This window comes from Persicitalea jodogahamensis (genome assembly GCF_014651615.1).
Lineage (GTDB): Bacteria > Bacteroidota > Bacteroidia > Cytophagales > Spirosomataceae > Persicitalea > Persicitalea jodogahamensis.
Genome location: NZ_BMXF01000001.1, coordinates 285,769 through 310,161 on the forward strand (window position 1 = coordinate 285,769; position 24,393 = coordinate 310,161).

A 24,393-nucleotide genomic window follows, 5' to 3' on the forward strand; every position below is an offset into this window, starting at 1 on the left:
TCTCTATAAAAAGAAGTCCGGCATCAATTCTTCGTCGCTGAGGTTAGAGTCTACGCGATACTTTGCAAAATCCGTCACGCCTTCGGCTTTGAGTACCTCTTCGTCCACGAAAAAATTACCCGTGCATTCGCGGCTGTCGCGGCTGAGAATGTGGAAGGCAGCATCGGCCATGATTTCAGGCGTGCGACTGCGGCGCATGAGTCCGTCGCCGCCCAGCAGATTCTGTACGGCGGCGGTGGCGATGGTCGTCCGAGGCCATAGCGCATTGAAGGCTACGCCCTGCTTTTTGAATTCGCCCGCCATCCCCAATACGCACATACTCATGCCAAACTTAGCCATCGTGTAAGCCACGTGCGGTGCAAACCAGCGCGTTTCCATGTTGAGCGGCGGCGACAGATTCAGTACGTGCGGGTTATCGGATTTCAGCAAATGCGGAAGGCAAAGTTTGCTGGTCAGGAATGTGCCGCGCGTGTTGATGTGGTGCATCAGGTCGTAGCGCTTCATCTCAGTTTGCAGCGTGGGCGTCAGGCTGATGGCACTGGCGTTGTTGATCAGAATGTCGATTCCGCCGAAGGTACTTGCGGCCTCGTCAACAGCAGCCTGTACCATTTCTTCCTCCCGGATATCTACCTGCAGGGGCAGTGCTTTGCCTCCGGCGGCCTCTATTTCGGTAGCGGCAGTGTGGATCGTACCGGGCAGTTTGGGGTGAGGTTCGGAGGTTTTCGCGGCAATGACTACATTGGCTCCTTCCCTTGCCAGACGTACGGCAATCGCCAGACCAATGCCCCGGCTTCCTCCGGTAATGAAAACAGTTTTGTTCTTTAACATGAATTTGCCGGGTTTTGTAGATGTTTTTCGGTAAAAATGCCTTTTTCGGACGTATTAATTCCAAAAGGGTGGCATGGTTTATGCTCTAATATTGAGACTTGAATTGAAGTTTCAAGATAGCGAAAAGCGTACGATTAATGACGAAATATCTATTCAGATTCTGTTTTTTGCTGTTGTTTCAAGGCCCGGTCAGTGCGGACAATGCACTTCTGTGCCTATTGGATACCTGCGAAGTTCCCGCACCTACCATCTACGCCGAGCGAGACTCCACCTGCTCAGGCCAGCCCGTTCTGCTATGGGCAACGGGCTGCGACGGTAAGGTAGAATGGACCAATGGTCTGACGGGCGACACCATCGTATCGCGTCCCGCCACCACCCGAATCTACACGGCTTTTTGCGTGAAAGGAGACTGCCGGAGTACAGGATCCAATGAAATAAACGTCATCGTTCCTTTTCCTGATATTCCGGTTCTCAACGCCAGTAGTCGAACGGTCTGCGCGGGTGGAAGCGCAGTGCTCACCGCAAGTGGCTGTCCGGGCGAGGTGGTATGGTCCAACGGCAGTAGGGGCCGCGAAATTACGGTGCGTCCCGCACAGACGACCTCCTACACAGCCATCTGCCGTATGGGCAACCAATCGGTAAGTACCCTCAATTGCATCAGTTGCTTCGCGTCCCCGCTCGAAATAAAAGTGGCGGATTCCATACATCCTGTTTTGATTTCCTCCCGTAGGAGTATTTGCGCCAATGATACGTTTTCTTTGCGCGTCGCGGCGTGTCCGGGTACAGTCCGATGGGCAGACGCTTCGGACCTGACGGCATCGTCCCGGTTAGTAAAACCTGCGGCTACCACTACCTACCAAGCTTTTTGCAAAGTCGGTGATTGTGATTTTGCCACCAACCTTGTGAGTGTCAGGGTAGGCCCGGCGCCCATTCCAGTCATCACAGCCGGACGAACAGAGGTTTGTGCCGGCGAAAAGATAAAAGTCAGTGCGAGCGGCTGCGACGGTCCTGTAACCTGGTCTGACGGTCAGACAGGTTCAGAAATCATGTTTTCCCCGGAAACTACCTCGGAAATAAAAGCCCGGTGCGGCCAGGGCGATTGTCAGAGTGAATTCTCGGCCCCTATGACTTTTACAGTCAATCCGCTTCCCCCCACGCCGCTGGTGCGCAACCGTCAGAACGAGTGCCCGTACATCACCCTGGATTTGATGCTGACTCTGCAACAAACACCCCGCACGGAAGGGGGACGCTATGAATTCAGAACGGCCGCCAGCGCCGGCTCGCCCGAGGTCGTGCATCCGGGCATTGCGCGTGCGGGAACGTATTATGTTTTTGAGAAAAGTGCGGCGGGCTGTCACAGCGACGCGGCGGCCGTGACCATCACGATTAAAGAATGCATGGCCCCGGTACCCGTCTGCGCGTACTTTCCCGGCAGCGTAAGCGTAAAAGCGGACTCAACCGCCGGACTGCTGCGGCTTACGGCGGAGTTAGGCGGCAGCGCTTCGCGTGGTGCCTGGGCTACCAGCGGCAGCGGCGCTTTCGGAGCTGCCGATTCGACGTACACAACCTATATTCCCAGCGTAAGTGATTACGCGAGAGGTTCGGTAACGCTTACATTCCTGACCGACGATCCCGATGGCGAAGGCCCCTGCGAAGGTGTGGCCGATTCGATGAGCCTTCCGGTGCATTCTGCCGGCACCGGCGTTGCCACTACGCCAATCCCGCCACGAGATAGTACTTCGGTCAACAACCAGAATTTACCTGGCGGATTATTCCCGGTAACATCCAATCCGGCAGAAATTTTTATTCCCGAAGGCTTCTCGCCTAATGGAGACGGTATTAACGATCGCTTCGTGCTGGGCAATGTCCCCGATGAAATCAACGTTTCCCTGGAGGTCTACAACCGCTGGGGGCAACTGGTACATCAGGAAAACGATTACAAGGGCGACTGGGATGGTAAAGGCAACCGGAACGTGGCGGGAGGAGGGAAGAAGGAGTTGGCCGACGGCACCTATTTCTACATGATACGACTCAGCGACGGCCGGGAATTTGTTAAATTTCTGACTATCACACATTAAAATACACACCATGAAAACTTTCACGCATCTGTCAGGATATCCGCCCCGGCCCTCACTTAAGTTGAAGCTGGCTAGTTTGTTGTTTTGGCTGGGCTGCACGCTAAGCTACGCCCAGCAGGAAGTACCAAGGCAACAGGCCGACCACCTGTTCTACTCGCAAGACTATTTGAATGCCGCGAACAGTTACGCCGAACTGCTCAAAGATCGCTCTCTAGCGGCCGATGCGCGGAAAGATGCGTTGTACAACCTTGCTTATGCATACAAGGAGTTGGGGGAGTTTGCCAAAGCAGAGAGTAGTTTCCGGGAACTACTTGAAATGGGAGAGCCAACAGGAAAGTACCAGAACGCTTACCTTTATTACGCGCAGGCTCTGGGCCGGAATGGAAAATTACAGGATGCCCAGGACATGTACGCCCGCTATGAAAACGTAAAAGCCACGCTCGGAACGGAACCAACCAGCAACCGTCCCGGTGCGGTGGGCAACAGCGACACCAAGGTAACCTACCGGGTAGAACGACTGGGTATCGACACTGAAAATGCAGAGTTTAGCCCAGCCTACTTCCGAGAGGGGCTTGTGTACGTAGCGGGTAAGGGGTCGAGTGGTTCGGGTACTTCACCTGATAAAGGGTACCTTGATCTGTTTTACGTTCCCAACCGCACCGACCTTACCTCCGTGGGGGTAATCGGTGCTGACGGCAAACTCATCCCCGTTAATGACGGACGTGCCAACGCAAATGGCTCAAACACTTTTGCCAACCGCCGGCTGGGCCGCGACAGCTATACCCGTGCTACCGCCAATGATTCGCCCACTGCGGCCAGCTATGCGCCCATGAGCTTTTCGTCGGGGCTGGGTTTGAGTAAAAACGAAAGAAAAGCTGCGACAACCGCCGCTCCGGAGGAATTCAGCAAAGACATCAATACCAAGTACCATGAAGGCCCCCTGACTTTCTCAGCCGACGGTAGCCTGGTGATCTTCACCCGAAACAACTACAACGAGGGCAAATCCAAGAAAAGCAGCGACAACGTCACCAAACTGAAGCTATACACTGCCGAACTCCGCGACGGCGGCTGGGCCAATGTGCGCGAACTTCCCTTCAACAGCGACGAGTATTCCTCGGGCCATCCGGCCTTGAGCCGCGATGGCAAGTCGCTCTATTTTGTATCGGACCGTCCCGGTGGTCGCGGCGGCACTGACATATATGTGGCTCGCTTCGACGGTGGCACCTGGTCGCAGCCTCTTAATCTGGGACCGCAGATCAACACAAAAGGCGACGAAATGTTCCCTTTTTTAGATGAAAACGGTATTCTTTATTTCGCTTCCAACGGCCAGCCCGGCAGCTTGGGCGGACTGGATATCTACCATACCTCCCTCAGCGGTGGGGGGGAGCCGCGAATCTCTCACCTCGAAGCCCCCATCAATTCCAAAGCCGACGATTTTGGGCTTATTACGGATGGCAGACGCTCGACGGGTTATTTCAGCAGCAATCGCCTCAATGGGGACGATGATATTTTTCGGTTTTTCCGGGAAAGCTCGCTCAACGGATGCCGGAATTTGTCCTTAAAGGTATTCGACGAAGCCACTTATGCGCCGCTCGACAATGTTACGGTGACCGTGAGAGCACGGGGCGAAGGGCGTGACGAGCAAATCATCATGACCGACGCGGAGGGTATGATCGATATCTGTCTGGAAGCTGAAAATGATTTCATGTTCGAACTCGCCAAAGACGGCTACGTTACCGGATCGCTCGGCTTTTCAACCGTTGGCCTGACCGACGACAGAGCCACGCGGCTGGGCTCGTCACTGATAAAATTCGATGTTATTGACAGAGACCGCACACCCGGCCGTGTTACGAGCGGAACTGATGAGAATAGCGACTGGGAAACCGACGACGCCATTTCAACCTCAACGCTGCGCGGCACCGTAACCGGTGAAGGTGACAAGCGCCCCATTGAAGGGGTTAAAATTGTGTTGAAAAATGAGTGCGATGGCAAAGTCAAACAAACCGTGACCGGGCCGAACGGACGTTTTCGGTTCGAACTCACCGAAGGCTGCGACTATACACTGGTAGCAACGAAAACCTCCTACGGGACCAATACCAACGCTATTCGGAAAATACCTGCTGCGTCAAAGCCCAAACTCGTTTCGGCCAACATTGTCATGATCAAGGCGGGCGATCTGGTGACGCTGGAAAACATTCACTATGACTCGGGCAAGTGGGATGTCAGGGCGGATGCCGCCAAGGAGCTCGACCGGCTTGTAGCCACGATGCGAAAGTACCCTTCGCTGAAAATAGAAATCGGCTCGCATACCGACAGCCAGGGCGAGGCGAAGTTCAATCAATATTTGTCAGAACGCCGCGCAAAAGCCGCTCTCAACTATTTGGCCTCGAAGGGCATATCACGTGATCGCCTGTCGGCCAAAGGGTATGGGGAATCTCAACTACTTAATCAATGCGAAGATGGTGTACTTTGCACCGAAGAGGAACACGAACGCAACAGGCGCACGGAGTTAAAGGTCCTATCCATTAAATAATTTAAATATAATGAATTGAGATCCGTCGTTTTGCTTATTCTGGCCATTGCTCCGTACTTCACAAGAGCCGACATCCCGGAGACCATCCTCCTCACACAGTCCCAGCAGAAGTACCTCCGCCAAATCATCAGCACTAGTGCGGCTGCCCAGGCACTGTGGTCGAAAGTAGAGCAGGAGGCTAAGGGCTACCTGGGCGATCAGCCCCGTTCCTTACGGAGTATTTATTACGAAGGTTTGCTGGATACGAATCCTGACCGTATCGATACCGAAAAAAGCCTGCGCGATATGGACAAGCTCGCCGCCTGGCTGTTTGCCTACTACGTCACACAGGATGCAACCTACGCCAGAAAGGCTAAAACCTACATTCTGGCGTGGGCAAGTACCTACCAGCCCACAGGAAATCCTATCAACGAAAACAAATTTGAGCCTCTGATTCATAGCTATCAGGCCATGAAAATGCATTTTTCAAAAGCAGAGCAAGGACAAGTTGAACACTGGCTTACTGAGATCGCGGAAGCCGAACTGGCCTACCCGAATATTCCGCAGAATAATTGGAAAACCAAACAAATCAAATTGATAGGGACGATAGGCCTGATCGTCGGTCGTGAAGGTTTCGAGAGATACGCCGTGGAGGGTTTGAAAAAATACGTCGATGGAGCATTGTACGAAGACGGCACTAGCCGGGACTTGCGCCAGCGTGATGCCATGAGTTACCATGTGTCTGGTTTGAAGCCACTACTGGTCACGGCGATCACGATGGATCAATTCAAGAATGACAAAGGCGGTAGTCAGATATTCAACTACCGGAATCCTGCGGGTGGCAGCATTAGAGCGTCCGTCGATTTTGTGGTACCCTACGCGCTGGGCGAAAAGGTGCACGAGGAGTGGGTGAATACGAAGGTGGAACTGGACAGGCAACGGGCCGCGGCGGGCATTGCACATTACCAGCCCGGTACTCCCTACGAGCCGGAGCAGTCTCGAGAAATGTTTGAATTAGCCTCTTACTTTGATTCCAGGTACCACCAAGTGCTCCGACATCTGACCAAGGAAAACAGCCTGGAATTCGATTCCTGGTTCTCAGTGTTAGTCGCAGCGGCGCGGAAATAGCTCGGATTGGCAGTGCGCCAATGAAAGATTACTTTATGTTGGTGCTTAATTCAATTGCCGAAGGGCAGTTTTCCGACATCAAACTACCTGTGCAGCGCCGCGTCGGCCTTTTGCCGCCAGCCACACGAAGTACCCCGTCAAAACAATGATCGCTACCTGCATCGCATAGTCGAGTAGAAAAGCAGGCGACGCCCAGATGTCCGAAGGTGTCAGGTACTTGGGCATATCCAATCGCCACCAATAAGAAGGGTGCACGACACACAATAAGTTGAAGACTAGCAGCAAAACTACCTGTTTTGTGTCTTGCCAATTGACCACAAAAAACACTAGCGGAATCAGAAAGAGAAAGATGTAGTTGCTGTAGGCGCTTTGCTGTACGATCATCATGGTGGCATACAGCGCAATCCAGGTGCGGGAGAGCATCAGCGAAAAGTCGGCATTGCGCCAGCGCCAGGCTGTCCAGGTACCTATTCCTACCGAAACGACCAGCCCGATCCAGTTCCAGAGCTTTTCGCCGACCCCGATCTGGTCAAAAAACCACGGGTTAAGTACCGATGGAATGTTGGGGGCGCGAAGTGTTTTGGCTTCATCGAGCGGCTGAGTGAATTCCCAACCCACGAGCGGGTAGAGGATGGCCAGGCTCGCTGCCCCAACTACCGACATCGTGATGACAAAACGGATCTTTTCTTTTTCAAGAAGAAATAGAGGTACGAAGATCAGCACCAGAATGGCCTTAGTCAATAACAGACCCAGCGCCAGCACAAGGGCGTAAACTTCAACCCGACCCGTGCGCTGTCGCAACAAATACGCCAGCGCCACAAATAGCCACATCCAGACGTCTTCCTGTGCCCCGACGACACACAGCACCAGCGAGCCCGGCAAAAGATAATAGAGCAGTGCTTTGAACAAAAAGTCGGCATTGGAGAGCCTAGAACGATAAAAGTACCAGGAAACCCACAACGCCAGCGCATCCATGACGGTCATCATCAATACGATCATTCGCGGGTCGTACCAGAATTTTAGCCAAAGTCCCAGGTAATAAGCGTAAAGCGGGGAGTAGGGAGACCAGAAGTCGCGATACACTACCTGCCCCAGCGACGCCTTGCTACCTTCGTCCCAGAAACCGTTCACGTCGGAAGTGGGCGCGAAGCCCGCCAGCAGATAAACCGCCATGAAGGGTAACAACCGAAACAGCAGCCAACCAACGGCCAGCAAAACCGAAGGTTTTTTCTTTGAGAAAAATTGCAGGAAATACTCTTTTTTCCACAGTATCACCCCAACCACAAGGAGAAGAATAATGCTCAGAACTGTTTTGACTAAGACAATACTCATGGGGCGGAACTAAGTTGGGAAAGTACTACATGCCGGTATGCCTGCCGCAATATCCAAAAGAAACAGGCGACATTAAGCAGTTGCAGTGTGTATTCGAAGAGATAAATAGGATTGCCCAGCATTCCGAAATTCAGGTAAGAGGGCTGACCGTTATAAACGTACACAAACGGCTGCACGACCGTGAGCCAACTCAACGCCAGCAGTACACCGATGTGCCAGGGATTTTTGACATCGATCAGCTCAAAAACTACCGTCACTAGAAAAGCGATGAGGTAAGCACCCGGCGCGCTCGCCTGAAAAATCATCATACATGTGAAGGTCGCCACAAACAGCCCCGGCAGCGTTTCGGACGCGGGTCGGTGGCGACTGCGATAGGCCAGGTAGGACGGGATCAAAATGGTAAATACCAGTCCGAACCAGTTGAGGAGTGGCGAATTCTTCTCGTTAATTGTCGTGAAAGACTCGACGATGGGGCGCATGACCGAAAACAAGTTCGGCGTCATCAATTGTTCAGTGTGCTGGATCGGCATCAGGAAGAGGTCGCCGATTTGCCAGTAAAGGAAAGCCAGAACGGGCAACCCGATAACCGCCATCGTCAGCAATAATTTAAGGGGCTTCCTTACAATGATCAACAAGGGGAACAACAGAAAAACAAAGGTTACCTTGATCATTATCAGGGCGAGAGAAAAAATAACCCCAACGCCTATCTCATAGTCTTGTGGGTGCCGTTTCGTGTGCCTCCACATGAGCAATGCTGCTCCCCAGAACCACACCTCTTCCTGGCCGTCTACGAGGATATACATGAAAGAAGCGGGAAGGAGCCAGTATAGGTAAGTCAGTTGAAGGGAGTGGGGCTTCCCGGGCTTGTAGGTCCGATACGTTAACCAGAGAATCAGCGTTTCTATCACGACCATCAGTAGTACAATGGCGCGCGAATTGTGCCAGAGCCAGAGCGGAAGACTAATGATATAAGCAAACAGCGGTGCGTGATATGACCAGAAATCACGGTACACAAAGCCGCCCAGCTTGGCGGCTTCCGCTTTATAAAAAAAGAACGGCACATCGCCGCGCGGGTCTTCGCCAATAACCAGGAAGATGCCGATCCAGGGCAACAGGCGGAACAGGATGAAGCCCGCGGCCAGCGCCAGATTATCATTGTTGCGCTGCCATCTGGCGAAGAGGTCCGATTGGCTCACTACCCAAACAGTAGTTATTGTGAGCAGCAGGTTGAGAATAAGTTTTACGTAAAAGACGGTCAGTATCGGCATGGCAAGCCAGAATTCAAAAGGCAGATTATTTACAGAAAAGATAGTTGGTGCCGCTTGTTCCGGGGATTTTCGCAAAACTAGCAAGTTTCCTCCGAAACTGACCATTTTCGACAGCAGACTAAAACTATAACTTGACTGATGGGTTGATTTGGTATATTTTTGATTACAAAATTTCACCTCTAACGATACTCAGAAAATAATGGCAGTGTTAACGGAAAGAACGGGGTTGGACTTTAACCTGGGAGAGGAACAGGAAGCGGTGCGGGAAGCGGCTCGCGATTTTGCACAAAGCGAACTGTTGCCCGGTGTCATCGAACGCGATACGGAACAAAAATTCGATAAAGACCTGCTCCGCAAGATGGGAGAAATGGGTTTTATGGGCATGATGGTCTCGCCGGAGTACGGCGGCGGCGGCATGGATACGGTATCTTACGCCATCGCAGTGGAGGAGATTTCCAAAGTCGATGCCTCGGCTTCGGTCATTATGTCGGTCAACAACTCGCTGGTATGTTGGGGTTTGGAGGCATTCGGTAGCGAGGAACAAAAGCAAAAGTACCTCACTCGCCTGGCTACGGGCGAAATTATCGGCGCATTCTGTCTGTCGGAACCCGAAGCGGGCTCCGATGCCACATCACAGCATACCACTGCTCAGGATATGGGCGACCATTACCTGTTGAATGGCACCAAAAACTGGATTACGAGTGGAAATACGGCATCGGTCTGCCTCGTCATGGCGCAGACTAATCCCGAGGAGAAGCACCGGGGCATTAACTGCCTCATCGTGGAGAAGGGAAGTGACGGCTTCTCGGTGGGCCGTAAGGAAGACAAAATGGGTATCCGTGCGTCGGACACGCATTCGTTGATGTTTTCAGACGTGAAAGTACCTAAGGAGAATCGCATCGGTGATGACGGCTTTGGCTTCAAGCTCGCCATGAGTACGCTCAATGGTGGTCGCATTGGTATAGCGGCGCAGGCGCTGGGTATCGCCGCCGGTGCTTATGAAAGAGCACTGCAATACGCTCAGGAACGCACGACCTTTGGCCATCCGATCTTTGATCATCAGGCTATTCAGTTCAAATTGGCCGATATGGCAACGCGCATTGAGGCGGCCCGGCTTCTGGTATACAAAGCTGCGAAAGACAAAGACGAAGGAAAAGATTACGTTAAATCTGCCGCAATGGCCAAGCTCTACGCGTCCGACGTAGCCATGTGGGTCACGACTGAAGCCGTGCAGATTCACGGCGGCTACGGCTATGTGAAGGAGTATCATGTGGAGCGGCTCATGCGCGATGCCAAGATTACGCAGATTTACGAGGGTACCTCAGAAATACAAAAACTAGTAATTGCCCGGGAGCTTATTAAATAGGGTAAAATAGGGTTCAAGTTGAATTTTTCGGTAGAAGTGTGCGCTATTTTAACTATAACGCACACTTTTTTTTGAAAATTAATGACTATTTGCTTGTATTAGTTTTGTACAATTTATTAGATTTGTACAAAATTAGACTTTTCAGCATTTACGCGCCTCAAAAAATATACTATGGAAGATTACAATAAAATCATTGAATCCCTCGGAGTCAAGTTTGTGAAAGCCCGGCATATTCAGATGCTGCAACCCATCACGATCAAGAACTACTACGATGTCCAGAACTCATTGACCATCCTTTATGATGGCGAAGTGTCATTTGCCCTCGAAGGCGACGACGAACCCCAGGAGGTGGAAGCGGGCGATATGCTCTTCATTCCGGGTGGCAAGCACGCTACGGTAACCTATGGTAGTTCCAGTTCGGCCAGAACGGTCTCGAATGAAGATTTCATGACCAATCGCGACAATTACATTCAGTCGGGCTACGACCCGCTGACAATCGGTAGTCTGCCTAATTCCTTCGGTCTGGTATCTTTTGAGGCCAAGGTTTTTGACACCGTCAACTTCTTTACGTCGCTTGATGTACCTCCTTTCCTTATCAAGCGTGACGATCAGATCGCCAACACGATTAATCAGATTCTCGCCGAGGATATGAATGACATCGCGGGCAAGGGCCGGGTTATCAAGATCAAGACCGAGGAAGTTGTGATTGAGATTATACGCTATATCCTTAAAAACAAACTGTTCGTAGAGCAGCTGGTGACCAACAGCACCTACTTTAAGGATCCTCGCCTGATCGATATCTTTGCCTACATCAAGGACAACCTGGGCGGTGACCTTTCCAACAAAGTACTGGCCAACGTCGCCAACGTGTCGGAAGATTACGTGGGGCAATACTTTAAGATGCTCACCGGTATCAATCCTCAGGACTACATCGAGTACCAGCGCATGGAGAAAGCGGTGGATCTGCTCCGTACTTCCAAGAAGAGCATCCGCGCCATTGGTTCTGATGTTGGGTACAAAGACACGGCCTATTTCTGTCGCCGGTTCAAAATGATGTTCGGTATTCCGGCGGGCAAGATGCGTCGCCGTGAGTCGCTGATGAACGTTTAATCGATTGAGAATGGACGGTGTTAACGGATAATGCCTTTTATTCAGATACTTCTAGAACTCAAAAAGCCGCAGGATTCGTCCTGCGGCTTTTTGAGTTTTAAGTCCTAGTATGAATGAGCAGGGATGATCTGTTCAGGAATCAGAGCGGGAAAGTTATTAAACCAACCCCGTAAACAACCCCGGAGCGATACCAAAGAGAAGGGTAATGATGGTAGCTGTAACAAGAACAATCTTATAAAAGGGCGCTACACGAATTTCGGCGGTGTCCCCCTCCTTCATGTAAGCGGCCATAATAACCCGGAAGTAATAGTAGATCCCCACTGCTGACATCAAAATGGCGACAACCAGTAGCCAGATAATGCCACGCTCGGCGGCGCTGCCGAATACAAAGAACTTACCCCAGAATCCGGCGGTGAGTGGGATGCCTGCCAGTGAAAGCATGGAAACCGTCAGCACGAAGGCCAGCAGCGGGTTGTTACGGGCGAGGCCGTTGAAAGCTTCGTAGGTCTCCCGGGGCTTGCCCGTCATAGCCTTCTCCCGGGCCAGTGGAATCAGTACGCCGAAAGCGCAGATTGTCGCCACTGAGTAGGCCATTGAGTAAAAGAGGATGGAGTTTTCTGTCTGAGGCGTCATGGCCGTGAGGGCGATGAGCAGGTAACCCGCGTGGGAAATGCTGGAATAGGCCAGCATACGCTTAAAGCTGTCCTGGTATACCGCGATGATGTTGCCTACCAATAAAGTAAGCACTGTGATGACCGCCAGCGTAATCCACCAGTAATCGTATATTCCGGTGAAGGAATGCGAAAGCAACCGGAAGAGGGCCGCGAAGCCCGCCGTTTTGACAATCGTGGCCATGAAGGCGGTGAAAATGGTCGGGGCGCCTTCGTAGACATCGGGCGTCCAGAAGTGGAACGGAGCCGCCGACACTTTGAACAGCATGCCAATAAGTACCAGCAGCAAACCTCCGTACAATAAATAGGAAGGATTGCCCTGCCCGATGTATGCCTGAATACCCGTCAGAGTGAACGATCCCGTGGCTCCATAAAGCAGCGCAATGCCAAACAGCAGAATACCCGTGGCGAAGGCGCCCATCAGGAAGTATTTCAGCGCGGCCTCGTTGGAACGCAGATTGCGCTTGTCGCTGCCCGTCAGTACGTACATCGCTACCGATAAGATTTCCAGCCCCAGAAACAGCATGATGAGGTTTTCAAAACCGATCATCATAAAAGCCCCCACCAGCGAGAAAAGCATGATAGCGTAGTACTCGGCGGGCTGCGCTTCATCGTCGTCCTGAAAGCCGCGCGTCATAGCGACTATCATGAAAGCCGACACCAGTACGATACCATTAAAGGCCAGTGTGAGATTATTCACAGCCAGCATATTGTAGAAATAAATGATCGTTCCCTGGTTCCACTCTACAAAATTGCCGACCAGTGCAACGGCCAGAAAGAGCAGCGTCGCGGGCAGTAGAATAGCTTTGGATTTCGCAAAACCCAAAAAGAGAACAACTATTCCCAGAAAAGAAAGAAGTATAATGGGATACATTGAAGGGGAATTAGTTATGGATGAACCGCAGTAGTTGGTTGACCGTCGGTTCGGTCATTTCTAAAAATGTGCTGGGATAAATACCAATCCAGAAAACCATGATGGTCAGGGGAATCAATACGGCACGTTCGCTGAGCGTCAATTCTTGGAAATGCTCCGTATTGACCGAGGTGGCACCAAACATCGATTTCTGAAACATTCTCAGCAAATACACCGCTCCCAGGATAATTGTCAGCCCGGCTGCGGCCCCCAGCCAGTTATTGTACTCGAAAACTCCGGCCAGTAAAAGGAACTCCCCTACAAAGCCACTCGTGAGCGGTAGGGCCACGCTGCCTAACAGCATTATCATGAAATACACACTCAGACTAGGAGTCTTTTGTGTGATGCCTCCCAGGTGATCGAGGTAACGGGTATTGGTACGACTGAAAATGATATCAATGATGAAGAACATCCCGACGACATTGATGCCGTGCGCCAGCATTTGGATCAATGCCCCCTGCATACCGTTGAGTGTAGTCGAAAACACACCGGCAGCCATCAGACCCACGTGAGCGAATGACGAATAAGCCACCAGCCGTTTCATATCGCGCTGCTGAATGGCGATGATGGACCCGTAGACAATACCGATAACCGACAGCACAATGGCTACCGCACCCCATTGGTTCAATGCCAGCGGGGTGATCGGCAACAGAATGCGAATCAAGCCATAAACACCCATCTTGAGCATGATGCCCGCCAACAGCATTGTGGCCGGGGTCGGCGATTCGGTATAAGTATCCGGTTGCCAGGTGTGGAAGGGAAACAGCGGCATCTTGATGGCAAAGGCAATGAAAAATGCCCAGAAAAGCCAACCCTGCGCGGCGGGTGTCAATTGTAAATCGTAAAAAGCCGTAATAGCCGAAGAGTGCGTACCAGGCGTTTGGTAATAAAGATATACCAACGCCACAAGCATGAATAAGCTACCGAAGATGGTGTAGACAAAAAATTTGAACGTAACCTTCAGGCGGTTCTCTCCACCCCAAACGGCAGCCAGAAAATAAACCGGAATCAGCGCAACCTCGAAAAAGAAGTAGAAAAGGAAGGCATCTGTGGTGGTGAAAACGCCCACCAATGCTGACTCCATAAAAAGAATAAGGGCAAAAAAGGTTGCCGGGTTTTGGTAGTTGTGTCCGAAAGCCGAAAGCACGATCAGTGGTACTAGGAAGGTCGTGAGGAGCACCAGCAGCATACTGATGCCGTCGACAGAGGCTGCGAAGGAAATACCTGAAGCGGTGATCCAGTCATACTGAAAGCCGAATTGGGCCCCGGCAGCGGGATCAAACTGCGTCCAGGCGAATACAGCCGTTGCCAGTTCGGCTAGGGCTCCTGCCAGCGCGATAATTTTCGCATTGCTTCCGCCCAAAAAGAACGTTAGCAAGCCAGCCACGAGAGGAATAAGTATTAATAGAATCGTTAGCATTTATTTAATTTGGAATTAGCGAGTGTCGGAGTTAGTGAACAATCAGGCGAAACTAATACTCATTGGTTCCGACATCGCCGGGCGATCCCGTCCGATATTCACTAATTAAGTAACAGGTTCCAAAACAGTATGACCACAATCCCCACAACCATGGCGAAGACGTAATATCCAATGGAGCCTGTTTGAGTTTGGCGACCCAGGTTGGAAAGTCCTTTGACCAATTTGCCCGTGCCTTCCACAAAGAGATCGATGACAAACTCCCCAAAACTTGACAGTACTCCGGAAAGCGACTTCATGGGTTTTACAAAGACCGTATCGTAAAGCTCATCGATGTAGTATTTGTGATAGACTACGTTTTCCACGCCCGTCCTGGCTTCCGATTCGGGCGCAGGTACCGCGCTTCTGCTGATGTACATTACATAAGCTATCACTGCCGCAATCAATGCCACAGCTACCGAAACAGCCATAAGTATCCATTCTTCAGAATGCGTGAGGGCCGTAGCTGCAAAAGCTTCGGGATTGACTTGTCGTGCGGTGTCGAACAGGGGACTCATGAATTCGGCCAGTTGGTGCGTACCGCCCAATGCTTCGGGAACGCCGATGAAACCTCCGACCGCCGAGAGAAGGGCTAATATCACCAGCGGAATAGTCATGGCAGCGGGTGACTCGTGCAGATGGTGTTCCTGCTCGTGCGTTCCGCGGAAAGAGCCAAAGAAAGTCAGGAAGAGCAACCGGAACATGTAAAAGGATGTCAGGGCCGACCCCAACACGCCAATCCCCCACAGTAGTTTGTTATGCTCAAACGCATGGGCCAGAATTTCGTCCTTTGAGAAGAAGCCCGCAAAAGGCGGCAGTCCGGCGATGGCCCAGGTAGCTACGGCAAAAGTGATGAACGTGATCGGCAGCTTCTTGCGCAGCCCGCCCATGAAACGAATATCCTGCTCGTCGGACATGGCATGAATTACACTGCCCGCGCCCAGGAACAGCAGAGCTTTGAAAAAGGCATGGGTGATGACGTGAAACATGGAGGCTGAGTAGGCCATGACGCCCAAACCCAAAAACATATAGCCTAACTGACTCACTGTGGAGTAAGCGAGAACCTTCTTGATGTCGTTTTGCAGAAGACCGATGGAAGCCGCAAAAATAGCCGTGACTGCGCCGACGACCGCCACGATTTCCAAAGTTTCGGGGGCAAGCGTGTAAAGTACATTTGAGCGGATGACCATATAAATTCCCGCTGTCACCATCGTAGCCGCGTGAATCAGGGCCGATACTGGCGTGGGGCCCGCCATGGCGTCGGGGAGCCAGGTGTAGAGCGGAATCTGCGCCGATTTGCCCATCGCTCCCACGAATAGCAGCATCGTGATGGCGAATACAACGTGATCGCCTACGGGCAAGCCGGTAGCCTGGCGGAAGACTTCCGTGTACTCGACCGAGCCGAAGGCGTGAATAATGGTAAAAATACCCAGCAGAAAGCCCAAATCGCCGATACGATTCATGATGAATGCTTTGCGGGCAGCGTTGTTGAAGTCAGTGTTTTTATTCCAGAAGCCAATCAGCAGGTAGGAGCAGAGTCCGACGCCCTCCCAGCCAATGAACATGATGACGTAGTTGGAACCAAGTACCAGCAGCAGCATGAAAAAGAGGAACAGGTTCAGGAAGGAGAAAAATTTTCCAAAACCCGGATCGTGCTTCATATAGCCGATGGAGTAAATGTGGATCAGCGAACCCACACCCGTGATAATCATCAGCATCAGCAGCGACAACTGGTCGACCTGGAAAGAGAACGGAATGTTTAGTTCACCTACTTTGATCCAGTCGAACAACGAAACGATCATCGGCTGACTGCCTCCTTCTTTAAAGGCCAGCAGCACTGCCACCGATGCGGCAAAACTACCCAAAGCCGCCAGGGAGCCTATCAGCCCAACTGCTCCTTTAGGAATATGACGAAACCCAATGCCATTGATCAGAAACCCGATCAAAGGTAGCAGGGGAATTAAAACTAGTAGCGTAACAGGCATCACTTCAATTTAAGAATGAGTGACCGGGTCGCCGGTGCGATGAGAGAGTAAGTTTTGGTATTCAGTATCATCCCTTCAATTTATTCAAGAACCCAATATCGATTGTTCGGGTGTTTCTATAAATCATCACGATGATAGCAAGTCCCACTGCTACTTCAGCGGCGGCCACAGCCATGATGAAAAAGACGAAAACCTGGGCGGAAGGGTCAGATTTATAAGAAGAAAAAGCGATCAGCAACAAATTGACCGAATTGAGCATCAATTCAACCGACATAAAGATCACAATGGCGTTCCTACGGATCAAAACGCCCAGTATGCCGATTACGAAAAGGGCAGTGCTGAGAATCAGGTAGCTTTTAAGCGGAATAAGTTGGATTATATCCGGTATCGAGGGTTCCTGCATAGAAAAAAGCCGTTGAACAGTGCATTTATAGGGGCTTTGACCCGTAAAATTCGGGCAAATTTAAAGATAAAAATTCCTTACCCAAGCCATGGAAGGATGATTATTCTACCGCTTTGTCAATGCGCGGAGTTTGATCTCGGTCAGACGGCGCTTGGTATCGAGCGGAAAGTCGTTTTTAATGATCCAATCGAAGAAGGCAGGTTCTTTTTTTAGAACATCAACCACTTTCTTGCCATTGTGTTTGCCAAAATTGAAAACCTCTTCGCCTTGCTCGTTAAAAATCATTCGGCCAGCAAAGTCTACATTGGGTGAAGCCGTCAGCATATGCAGCTTATCCATATCATTATGGATGGGTACCGATTCGTTACCGTTGTCGTCAATCACAGTGACATCGGCGTAGTGCTTGATTTGGGCGTTCAGTACTTCGTAAGTAGCCAGGGCATCGGCCTCCGCGCCATGCGCCCCGACCAATTCTTTTCCGCAATAAAATTTATAGGCGGCGGCAAGGTTACGCGGCTCCATCAGGTGAAAAACACGTTGAGCGTCGATCAGGCGACGCCCTTTGGCGTCGAAATCCACATCTGCCCGAAGAAATTCTTCCACCAAAAGGGGCACATCGAAGCGATTGCTATTAAAGCCCGCCAAGTCGCAGCCTTCCAGAAATTTCACCAGATCACGGGCAATCTGCTTAAACGTAGGACAGTCTGCAATATCTTCATCGTAAATTCCGTGTATCAGACTGGATTCAAGCGGAATTGGCATCTCGGGATTCACCTTCCAGGTACGAACTTCCTCGCTGCCATCGGGAAGTGCCTTCACGACGCAAATCTCTACAATGCGATCTTTGGCAACATTAGTACCCGTAGTTTCGAGGTCAAAAAAAGCGAGAGGACGTTTTAGTTTTAGCTGATGAGGCACGGGATGATTTGATTCTTGGTACAAAATTCCTGGTTTGAGGCCGCGAAGGTACACAAAATGTGCTACCCGATTGCCGCTCAGTTCACGCCAATTATCGCTTCGCCCTTCTTTTTGGTCGGATAGACTAAGTCGGTAAGTACTGCTACACCATTGTTGGCAAAGATTTCCACGATAGAATTATCGACATATATATCCAGTTTCAGTTCGCCATTGACGGGCGGTACCTTCATGATTTCTACGCTGGGAAATTTTTTGTGAAAAGCGATGTTACCCGATTTCGTACGGTCAAAAGTGAGTTGGTTGGTGGCTATATCGTAGGCCAGTATACTTGCTTCCTTTTCATTGCTAAACAGTTTTACCCGAAAATTCTCTGCCTCGGCCAATTCAATCGTCAGGTTGAGATGGTACGAGTTCCCGTCCATTTTCAGAATGACACCTGCTTTCAGATCAGGGGCTTTCATAGTCAGGGTTTTGGTTGAAATTCCTTTCCTGACAATAGGCTGCTGAATCAAATGGTAAACTCCGCTGCTGTCAAGTTTTAAAGATAGCTGGCGCGGTAGTGAGAACATACCCCGATAGCCACTGGTGGGTGTCTTGTCGGCATATGCCCAGTTGCTGGCCCAACCCAGAATGATAGGCTTCGCCTGGTCCGCCGGAAGGTTGTTATAAGGTATCGCGGCATAAAAATCCTTCCCATAATCCACGCGCCGGACGCCCCGCTGCTTGTCTGCTTTAAATCTTTTGCCATCGAAGTTGCCCACGAAGTACTGCATCCCCGTGAAATCGGTATCCTTCGCCGCACTCGAGATCATCATCACCCAGCGGGTGGTGTCGCTTCCTTCCACAGGTACTTCAAAGAGCGAAGGGCACTCCCAAATCTTGGCCATGTCGCCCATCTTCCCAAATTCACTCAGCCGTTTCCATTCTTTCAAATTGTCCGATTCATAAATCAGTACTGTATACTCCTTCGGTTTGGCGACGACCATTTTCCATTTGCCCTGGTACCGAAACACGCTCGGGTCGCGAAAGTCCTTCATGCCCAGGTCCAGTACCGGGTTTTTGTCATAGTACTTCCAGGTGCGGCCTTTGTCAGCACTGTACGCCAGGCTTTGATGCTGGTCGGTGCCTTCGCCGTCTTTATGGACGTGCGAGGTGTATATCGCCACCATTCCCTTTTTGAATCCCGGTTCGAAAAAGCCGGAAGTGTTCAGGCTGTCCACCACTACGCTGCCTGAGAAGATCATCGTTTCAGTGCTGTCGGCATTCGGATATTCAGCGAGGGCCAGCGGTAGTTCTTCCCAGGTTATCAGGTCAGGGCTCACGGCATGGGCCCAACTCATGTGCCCCCATGTATCACCCTGAGGATTGTACTGGTAAAACAAATGGTACTCACCATCAAGATATACAAGTCCGTTAGGGTCATTGGTCCAGTTTTGAGGCGGTGAGTAGTGGTAGGCTGGGCGATAATCGCCGGGTTCTATATCAGCGACTTCAGTTTTCTCTTCCGAAGTGCAGGCAGCCAATAGGATAGGAAGCATCAGCATGTAGAAAATCGGTCGGCCCTTTTTAAAGATCATCGGTATTTTTTTGTCAGGTAGTAAGGACAAGAGGTTTTCGCAATCCGGGTTCCCTATGACGCGGCGACTACAAATTAACACAGATATTGTCTGGATATGAAAAAAATATCCTAATGAATAGTGAGACGAATAGCAGCACTAAACGCCTGGCCTCAGGCCAGCCTGGCCTCTAAAAAACGGTCAGGCAAAAAGAAATTTCCAGCAAAACGATATTATAGTAATAGTATAAATTTTTATCGTATAAATATATAGTAATCAGTGAGATGAAATATGTGTGTTGTTGATATAACACCAGTGTATGGATGGCTTAATTTATATAATCAAGCCATAATACTGGCTTAACATTGGGGTAACATTGTCCGCTTACTTTTGCAGCAATTCTAAGGAATACTGACACCTGTAAAAAGTAAGATTGACACCTCAAATGAAAAAGTACACTTTACTCTCTATCCTCCTGGCGTGTGTTTCGTCGCTCGCCATTGCCCAGACCGGCAGCATCAAGGGCCAGATCATGGACGCCGCCAGCAAAGAAGCCATCATTGGCGGCAGCGTAATCCTGAAAGGAACTACCCCGCCCGTGGGTACTTCCACCGACGTCGAAGGAAACTTTGAAATTACGAATGTACCGACTGGTAAACAAATCGTCATTATCAGTTACGTTTCCTATAAGCCCAAGGAAGTCGAAGTTACGGTGTACCCCAATCAGGCCATCCTTATTAATAGTACGCTGGAAGAGGATGTCGCCACGCTGAACGAGGTCAAGATCGTAGGCCAACGTGCTACGTTTACTGATGTATCGGTCATCACCGAGATAAAGCAGGCCGAGCAGATCGCCGTGGGTATTTCAGCTCAGCAGATTCAGAAGTCACAGGACCGCGACGCCTCGCAGGTCATCCGCCGGGTGCCGGGCGTATCCATTCAGGACGACCGCTTCGTCATCATTCGCGGCCTTAATGAGCGCTACAACACCGTCATGCTCAACGACGCCATCACGCCCTCGACTGAGGTGGACGTAAAATCCTTTTCCTTCGACCTCATCCCCAGTTCGGCCATCGACCGGATGATGATTTATAAGACCGGAGCGCCCGAACTACCCGGCGAATTCGCGGGTGGAGTCATTAAGATTTATACCAAGACGGTCCCTGATGAAAATGGATTATCAGTGAGCGTTTCCAGCAGTTATCGCGCGGGCACTACCTTTCAAAATGTTCTCAGTGACAAAGGGTTTGCCGGAGATGTGGTCGGCTTTGGCGCCGGGGCCCGGAAACTACCCAGTTCATTTCCGTCCACCAACACACTGCTTAGCCAGAATCGCCCAACGGAGGCCACCTTACAGGCTTTCCGGAATTTGCCGGATTTCTACAACGTAGAAAACACGACCGTCAATCCCGACCTGCGGCTTTCGATAGGCTACAACCGCAAAATGTTCGTGGGCGACAAGACGCTGACAACTTTCAATAATCTGAGCTATACCAACTCGAATCAAGTATTGAATCGGGATCAAAACAGGTACTTGTCATTCGACCCTTCCCAGCAGAAGTCGGAAATACTGAGCGCCTACCAGGACAATTTTTACGGCAACAATGTCCGGCTGGGAGCGATGTCCAACTGGGCTTTGATTCTTAACCCCAACAATAAGATCGAGTTCCGCAACTTATTTAACCAATTGGCAAGCAAGGAAACTACTTTCCGCCAGGGATACAGCACCGAGAATGGTCGGGATGTTGAAAACTTCGCTTTCCGCTACGAGGCAAAAAGCATTTATACCGGGCAGCTGAGCGGTACGCACGACTTGTCGGACGCCACTACGGTGAAATGGACCGGTGCCTACGGCTACACCCACCGCGAGGAACCGGACTTCCGCCGCTTCGTATCGAGCCGCGACAGAGGTACTAACGACCCCTTTACGGTTGAGATCGTTCCTGGCAGTAACGCCAGTTTGACGCGAGGTGCACGCTTTTACTCTACATTGAATGAATATACTTCTTCCCTCCGGGCTGATGTGGAGCATCGGGTACGTCGTAGCACCTACGCCGACAACGATAAAATGGATATCAAACTGCGGGCAGGTGCTTACGGTGAGTACAAAGACCGATCTTTTAAAGCTCGTTGGTTCAACTTGGTCAACCCCGGCGGTGTAGCCCAGGAAGTACTCAACCAGCCTTTCGACCAGTTATTTAGTGCCAATACGATCGCTTCCGACAAACTCTACTACGGCGAGCGCACCAACTTTGACGATCGATACGACGCCCAGAGCTTACTTGCCGCAGGTTACGTAGGCGTTTTTTATCCGTTCACGCCCAAGTTCAACACCTCATTAGGCTTCCGGGCCGAGTTTAATCGGCAGACGCTGCAAAGCCGCCTGCGCGGCGCGGGTACCGATGTGGATGTGGATAATCCTATCTTCCGCCCGCTGCCTTCGGCTAATTTTACTTATAACCTCAGTGAGAAGTCGCTGTTCAGGTTGGCTTACGGAATCACCCTCAATCGTCCCGAATTCCGGGAACTGGCCCCCTTCAACTACTACGACTTCGCCTTCGACGTTTCTCGGGTGGGCAATCCCAACCTGAAAACGCCAACAATTCACAACGCTGACTTCCGCTACGAGTTTTATCCGTCCGATGGCGAGATCATTTCGGTGGCCGGATTCTATAAGAGTTTCCTCAACCCCATCGAGGCCAAGGTTCGGTATGCGGGTTCGGGTGTGTCCTTCACGGTGGATAACGCCGAGAAAGCCTACGCCCTGGGCGCGGAGCTGGAAATACGCAAATCGCTCAAAGACCTGACCTCATCCGGTTTTGTCAATAACCTGACGCTTTTGCTGAACGCTTCGCTGATTCAAAGCCGCGTAACAACAGGTTTTGAAGGACAAGAGGATAACCGCCAGCTGCAGGGGCAATCACCCTACCTGATAAACACAGGAATTTACTACAACGATGTCAACAGCGGCTGGCAGGTGAATGTGCTGTACAATGTCGTGGGGCCACGCATATTTCTGGTGGGTGACAAGGAAATACAGCCAACGGTGTACGAAATGCCGCGTAACGTCATTGACCTGAATATAATAAAAGCGATGGGCGAACATTGGCAGTTGAAGGTTGGAGTGCAGGATTTGCTCAACCAGCCTTTCCGCCTGATTCAGGACAGCAACCTCGACCAGAAGATCACCAATGTGGACGAAACTTACCAAACCTACCGCCCCGGAACATACTCGACGGTTGGGTTGAGCTATAAGTTTTAAGGCACCAACTTTCCTGAGTATGGAAACTTTCGGGAGGTTTTAATGTGAAGTCAATAAATTAAAAATCAGATTGTTAAACAAAAAAAGGAAGTATGAAAAAGGTAACAAATTTTGCAAAAACCTTCATTCTTGGTTCATTAGTCTTAGGTTTCGCGGCCTGTACCAACAATGACGACGACGATCCGATTGTGATCACTCCGCCGACTCCTTCCACAATTAATGGAAGCATAACGAGCAACACGACCTGGACAGCAGACAAGCAATATATTCTTTCAGGATTTGTGTATGTAGAAGATGGCGCAACACTTACAATTGAGCCAGGTACAATTATCAAGGGCGAGAAAGCTACCAAGGGTTCGCTCATCGTAAAGCGCGGAGGCAAGATCAACGCTACGGGAACGGTAAGTAATCCGATTGTATTCACCTCGAACCAGCCGGCGGGCCAGCGTGCAGCGGGTGACTGGGGAGGCCTGGTACTTTTGGGCAAAGCGCCTGTTAACAAGACTCCGGCGGTAATCGAAGGAGAGAACATCACTGAATTCGGTGGCACAGATGCCGCCGATAACTCAGGCACCCTGAAATATGTGCGTATTGAGTTTGCGGGCATTGCCTTCGAGACTGACCGCGAGATCAATGGCCTTACTTTTGGTGGGGTGGGTTCCGGCACGACGGTTGACTACGTGCAGGTTTCGTACAGCGGCGACGACTCTTTCGAGTGGTTTGGTGGTACCGTGAACGCCAAGCACTTGATCTCCTACCGTGGTCTGGACGACGATTTCGATACAGACAACGGCTACAGCGGCAAAGTTCAGTACGGTCTTGTTATTCGTGACCCAGCCGTAGCCGACCAGGCCGGCGATTCCAATGCTTTTGAGTCGGACAATGACTCAGGAGGTTCAGAAGCCCTTCCTAAAACTGCCGCAGGATTTGCCAACATTACGGCTACTATCGCACCTGGTACTTTGGACTCAAAGTACAACGCTGCCATGCGTCTGCGTCGTAGTTCAGAATTGAAAATTTACAACAGCATATTCAGCGGTCCTTACAAGGTGGGAGTATTGGTGCAGAATGCTTCGGTCGATAACTACAAAAACGGCAAGCTGGTATTGCAAGGTATTGCTATGCAGGGAGCTACGAAAATGTTCGACGGTGTCGATGAAAATATCTTCAATACTGCCGCTAATAAGAACAAAGTATATACTTCGGTAGCTGACCTGATGCTTGATACCAACTTCAATAGCATCACGGCGCGTCCGGTGGGAACTCCAAAGACCGGTTCGCCCCTGTTGACGGGCGGTGTAACGCTTCCCGCTGGTTTCGAGCCTGCTCCTTACATCGGCGCTTTCAATACTACCGACTGGACCGCCACCTGGGCCAACTTCGATCCTCAAAACGCGGATTACGATACTGCCAAATAAACAACGACCTTACAAATTGGTGTCAGATTGTCGAAAAGCCGGGGGCATTTGCTCCCGGTTTTTTTGTGCTAAATCCGTCAGATTTGTGGTGGGGAATACCTAACAGTTCTCCCGGGACTACCACTTACTAAATTCATTTGCGCTGGCTGAAAGTTTTTCATAAATTACTCATCCTAAACCCTTATGAAA

The 24,393-nt window shown here is 50.8% G+C and carries 16 protein-coding genes; 7 read left to right on the plus strand and 9 right to left on the minus strand.

Translation table 11 applies throughout. From position 1 onward, the window contains the following. Nucleotides 1–3: 3 nt before the first annotated feature. Nucleotides 4–828 (minus strand): SDR family oxidoreductase, encoded by an 825-nt coding sequence (locus IE117_RS01190; RefSeq protein WP_189562528.1) that lies wholly within the window; start codon nucleotides 826–828, stop codon nucleotides 4–6. A 137-nt stretch (nucleotides 829–965) separates the two neighbouring features. On the opposite strand from IE117_RS01190, the gene IE117_RS01195 reads away from it, so the two are divergent. The 3 genes from IE117_RS01195 to IE117_RS01205 are packed head-to-tail and all read left to right on the plus strand — an operon-like array spanning nucleotide 966 to nucleotide 6,546. Next, on the plus strand, nucleotides 966–2,906 hold the full coding sequence (locus IE117_RS01195; protein WP_189562529.1) for a T9SS type B sorting domain-containing protein: 1,941 nt from the start codon (nucleotides 966–968) through the stop codon (nucleotides 2,904–2,906). Between the two features lie 10 nt (nucleotides 2,907–2,916). After that, on the plus strand, nucleotides 2,917–5,439 hold the full coding sequence (locus tag IE117_RS01200; RefSeq protein WP_189562530.1) for an OmpA family protein: 2,523 nt from the start codon (nucleotides 2,917–2,919) through the stop codon (nucleotides 5,437–5,439). 15 nt (nucleotides 5,440–5,454) lie between these two features. After that, on the plus strand, nucleotides 5,455–6,546 hold the full coding sequence (locus IE117_RS01205) for an alginate lyase family protein (RefSeq protein WP_189562531.1): 1,092 nt from the start codon (nucleotides 5,455–5,457) through the stop codon (nucleotides 6,544–6,546). Nucleotides 6,547–6,624: 78 nt separating this feature from the next. Here the strand turns inward: IE117_RS01205 and IE117_RS01210 are convergent, their stop codons facing one another. Both IE117_RS01210 and IE117_RS01215 read right to left on the minus strand, forming a co-directional pair. Continuing rightward, on the minus strand, nucleotides 6,625–7,878 hold the full coding sequence (locus IE117_RS01210) for a hypothetical protein (protein WP_189562532.1): 1,254 nt from the start codon (nucleotides 7,876–7,878) through the stop codon (nucleotides 6,625–6,627). Continuing rightward, on the minus strand, nucleotides 7,875–9,146 hold the full coding sequence (locus tag IE117_RS01215; RefSeq protein WP_189562533.1) for a hypothetical protein: 1,272 nt from the start codon (nucleotides 9,144–9,146) through the stop codon (nucleotides 7,875–7,877). The genes IE117_RS01210 and IE117_RS01215 overlap by 4 nt, the downstream gene beginning before the upstream one ends. 226 nt (nucleotides 9,147–9,372) lie before the next feature. Between IE117_RS01215 and IE117_RS01220 the strand changes: the two genes are divergently transcribed. Together IE117_RS01220 and IE117_RS01225 are read left to right on the plus strand one after the other, a co-directional pair. Beyond that, complete coding sequence (locus IE117_RS01220) at nucleotides 9,373–10,512, plus strand: acyl-CoA dehydrogenase (RefSeq protein WP_189564181.1); 1,140 nt, start codon at nucleotides 9,373–9,375, stop codon at nucleotides 10,510–10,512. A gap of 171 nt (nucleotides 10,513–10,683) precedes the next feature. Then, entirely contained in the window at nucleotides 10,684–11,622 is a 939-nt protein-coding gene (locus IE117_RS01225; protein WP_189562534.1) for a helix-turn-helix domain-containing protein, read from the plus strand. Between the two features lie 156 nt (nucleotides 11,623–11,778). On the opposite strand, the gene IE117_RS01230 is transcribed toward IE117_RS01225, so the two are convergent. From IE117_RS01230 to IE117_RS01255, 6 genes are all read right to left on the minus strand, one after another. Continuing rightward, nucleotides 11,779–13,167: an NADH-quinone oxidoreductase subunit N gene (locus IE117_RS01230; protein ID WP_189562535.1), complete on the minus strand. Its 1,389-nt coding sequence runs from the start codon at nucleotides 13,165–13,167 to the stop codon at nucleotides 11,779–11,781. Nucleotides 13,168–13,177: 10 nt separating this feature from the next. Then, nucleotides 13,178–14,626, minus strand: a complete 1,449-nt coding sequence (locus tag IE117_RS01235; RefSeq protein WP_189562536.1) for a complex I subunit 4 family protein — start codon at nucleotides 14,624–14,626, stop codon at nucleotides 13,178–13,180. Between the two features lie 101 nt (nucleotides 14,627–14,727). Continuing rightward, nucleotides 14,728–16,647, minus strand: coding sequence for an NADH-quinone oxidoreductase subunit L (nuoL, locus tag IE117_RS01240; RefSeq protein WP_189562537.1), 1,920 nt, complete (start codon nucleotides 16,645–16,647; stop codon nucleotides 14,728–14,730). A 67-nt stretch (nucleotides 16,648–16,714) separates the two neighbouring features. Then, complete coding sequence (nuoK, locus tag IE117_RS01245) at nucleotides 16,715–17,050, minus strand: NADH-quinone oxidoreductase subunit NuoK (RefSeq protein WP_189562538.1); 336 nt, start codon at nucleotides 17,048–17,050, stop codon at nucleotides 16,715–16,717. A gap of 105 nt (nucleotides 17,051–17,155) precedes the next feature. Beyond that, nucleotides 17,156–17,968, minus strand: coding sequence for a 3'-5' exonuclease (locus IE117_RS01250; protein ID WP_189562539.1), 813 nt, complete (start codon nucleotides 17,966–17,968; stop codon nucleotides 17,156–17,158). A 77-nt stretch (nucleotides 17,969–18,045) separates the two neighbouring features. Beyond that, the gene (locus IE117_RS01255) at nucleotides 18,046–19,545 is read right to left on the minus strand and encodes a glycoside hydrolase family 32 protein (protein WP_189562540.1); all 1,500 of its coding nucleotides are present in this window, start codon (nucleotides 19,543–19,545) and stop codon (nucleotides 18,046–18,048) included. A 424-nt stretch (nucleotides 19,546–19,969) separates the two neighbouring features. On the opposite strand from IE117_RS01255, the gene IE117_RS01260 reads away from it, so the two are divergent. After that, complete coding sequence (locus tag IE117_RS01260) at nucleotides 19,970–22,786, plus strand: TonB-dependent receptor (protein ID WP_189562541.1); 2,817 nt, start codon at nucleotides 19,970–19,972, stop codon at nucleotides 22,784–22,786. A 92-nt stretch (nucleotides 22,787–22,878) separates the two neighbouring features. Continuing rightward, the gene (locus IE117_RS01265) at nucleotides 22,879–24,204 is read left to right on the plus strand and encodes a beta-helix domain-containing protein (RefSeq protein WP_189562542.1); all 1,326 of its coding nucleotides are present in this window, start codon (nucleotides 22,879–22,881) and stop codon (nucleotides 24,202–24,204) included. Nucleotides 24,205–24,393 lie beyond the last annotated feature (189 nt).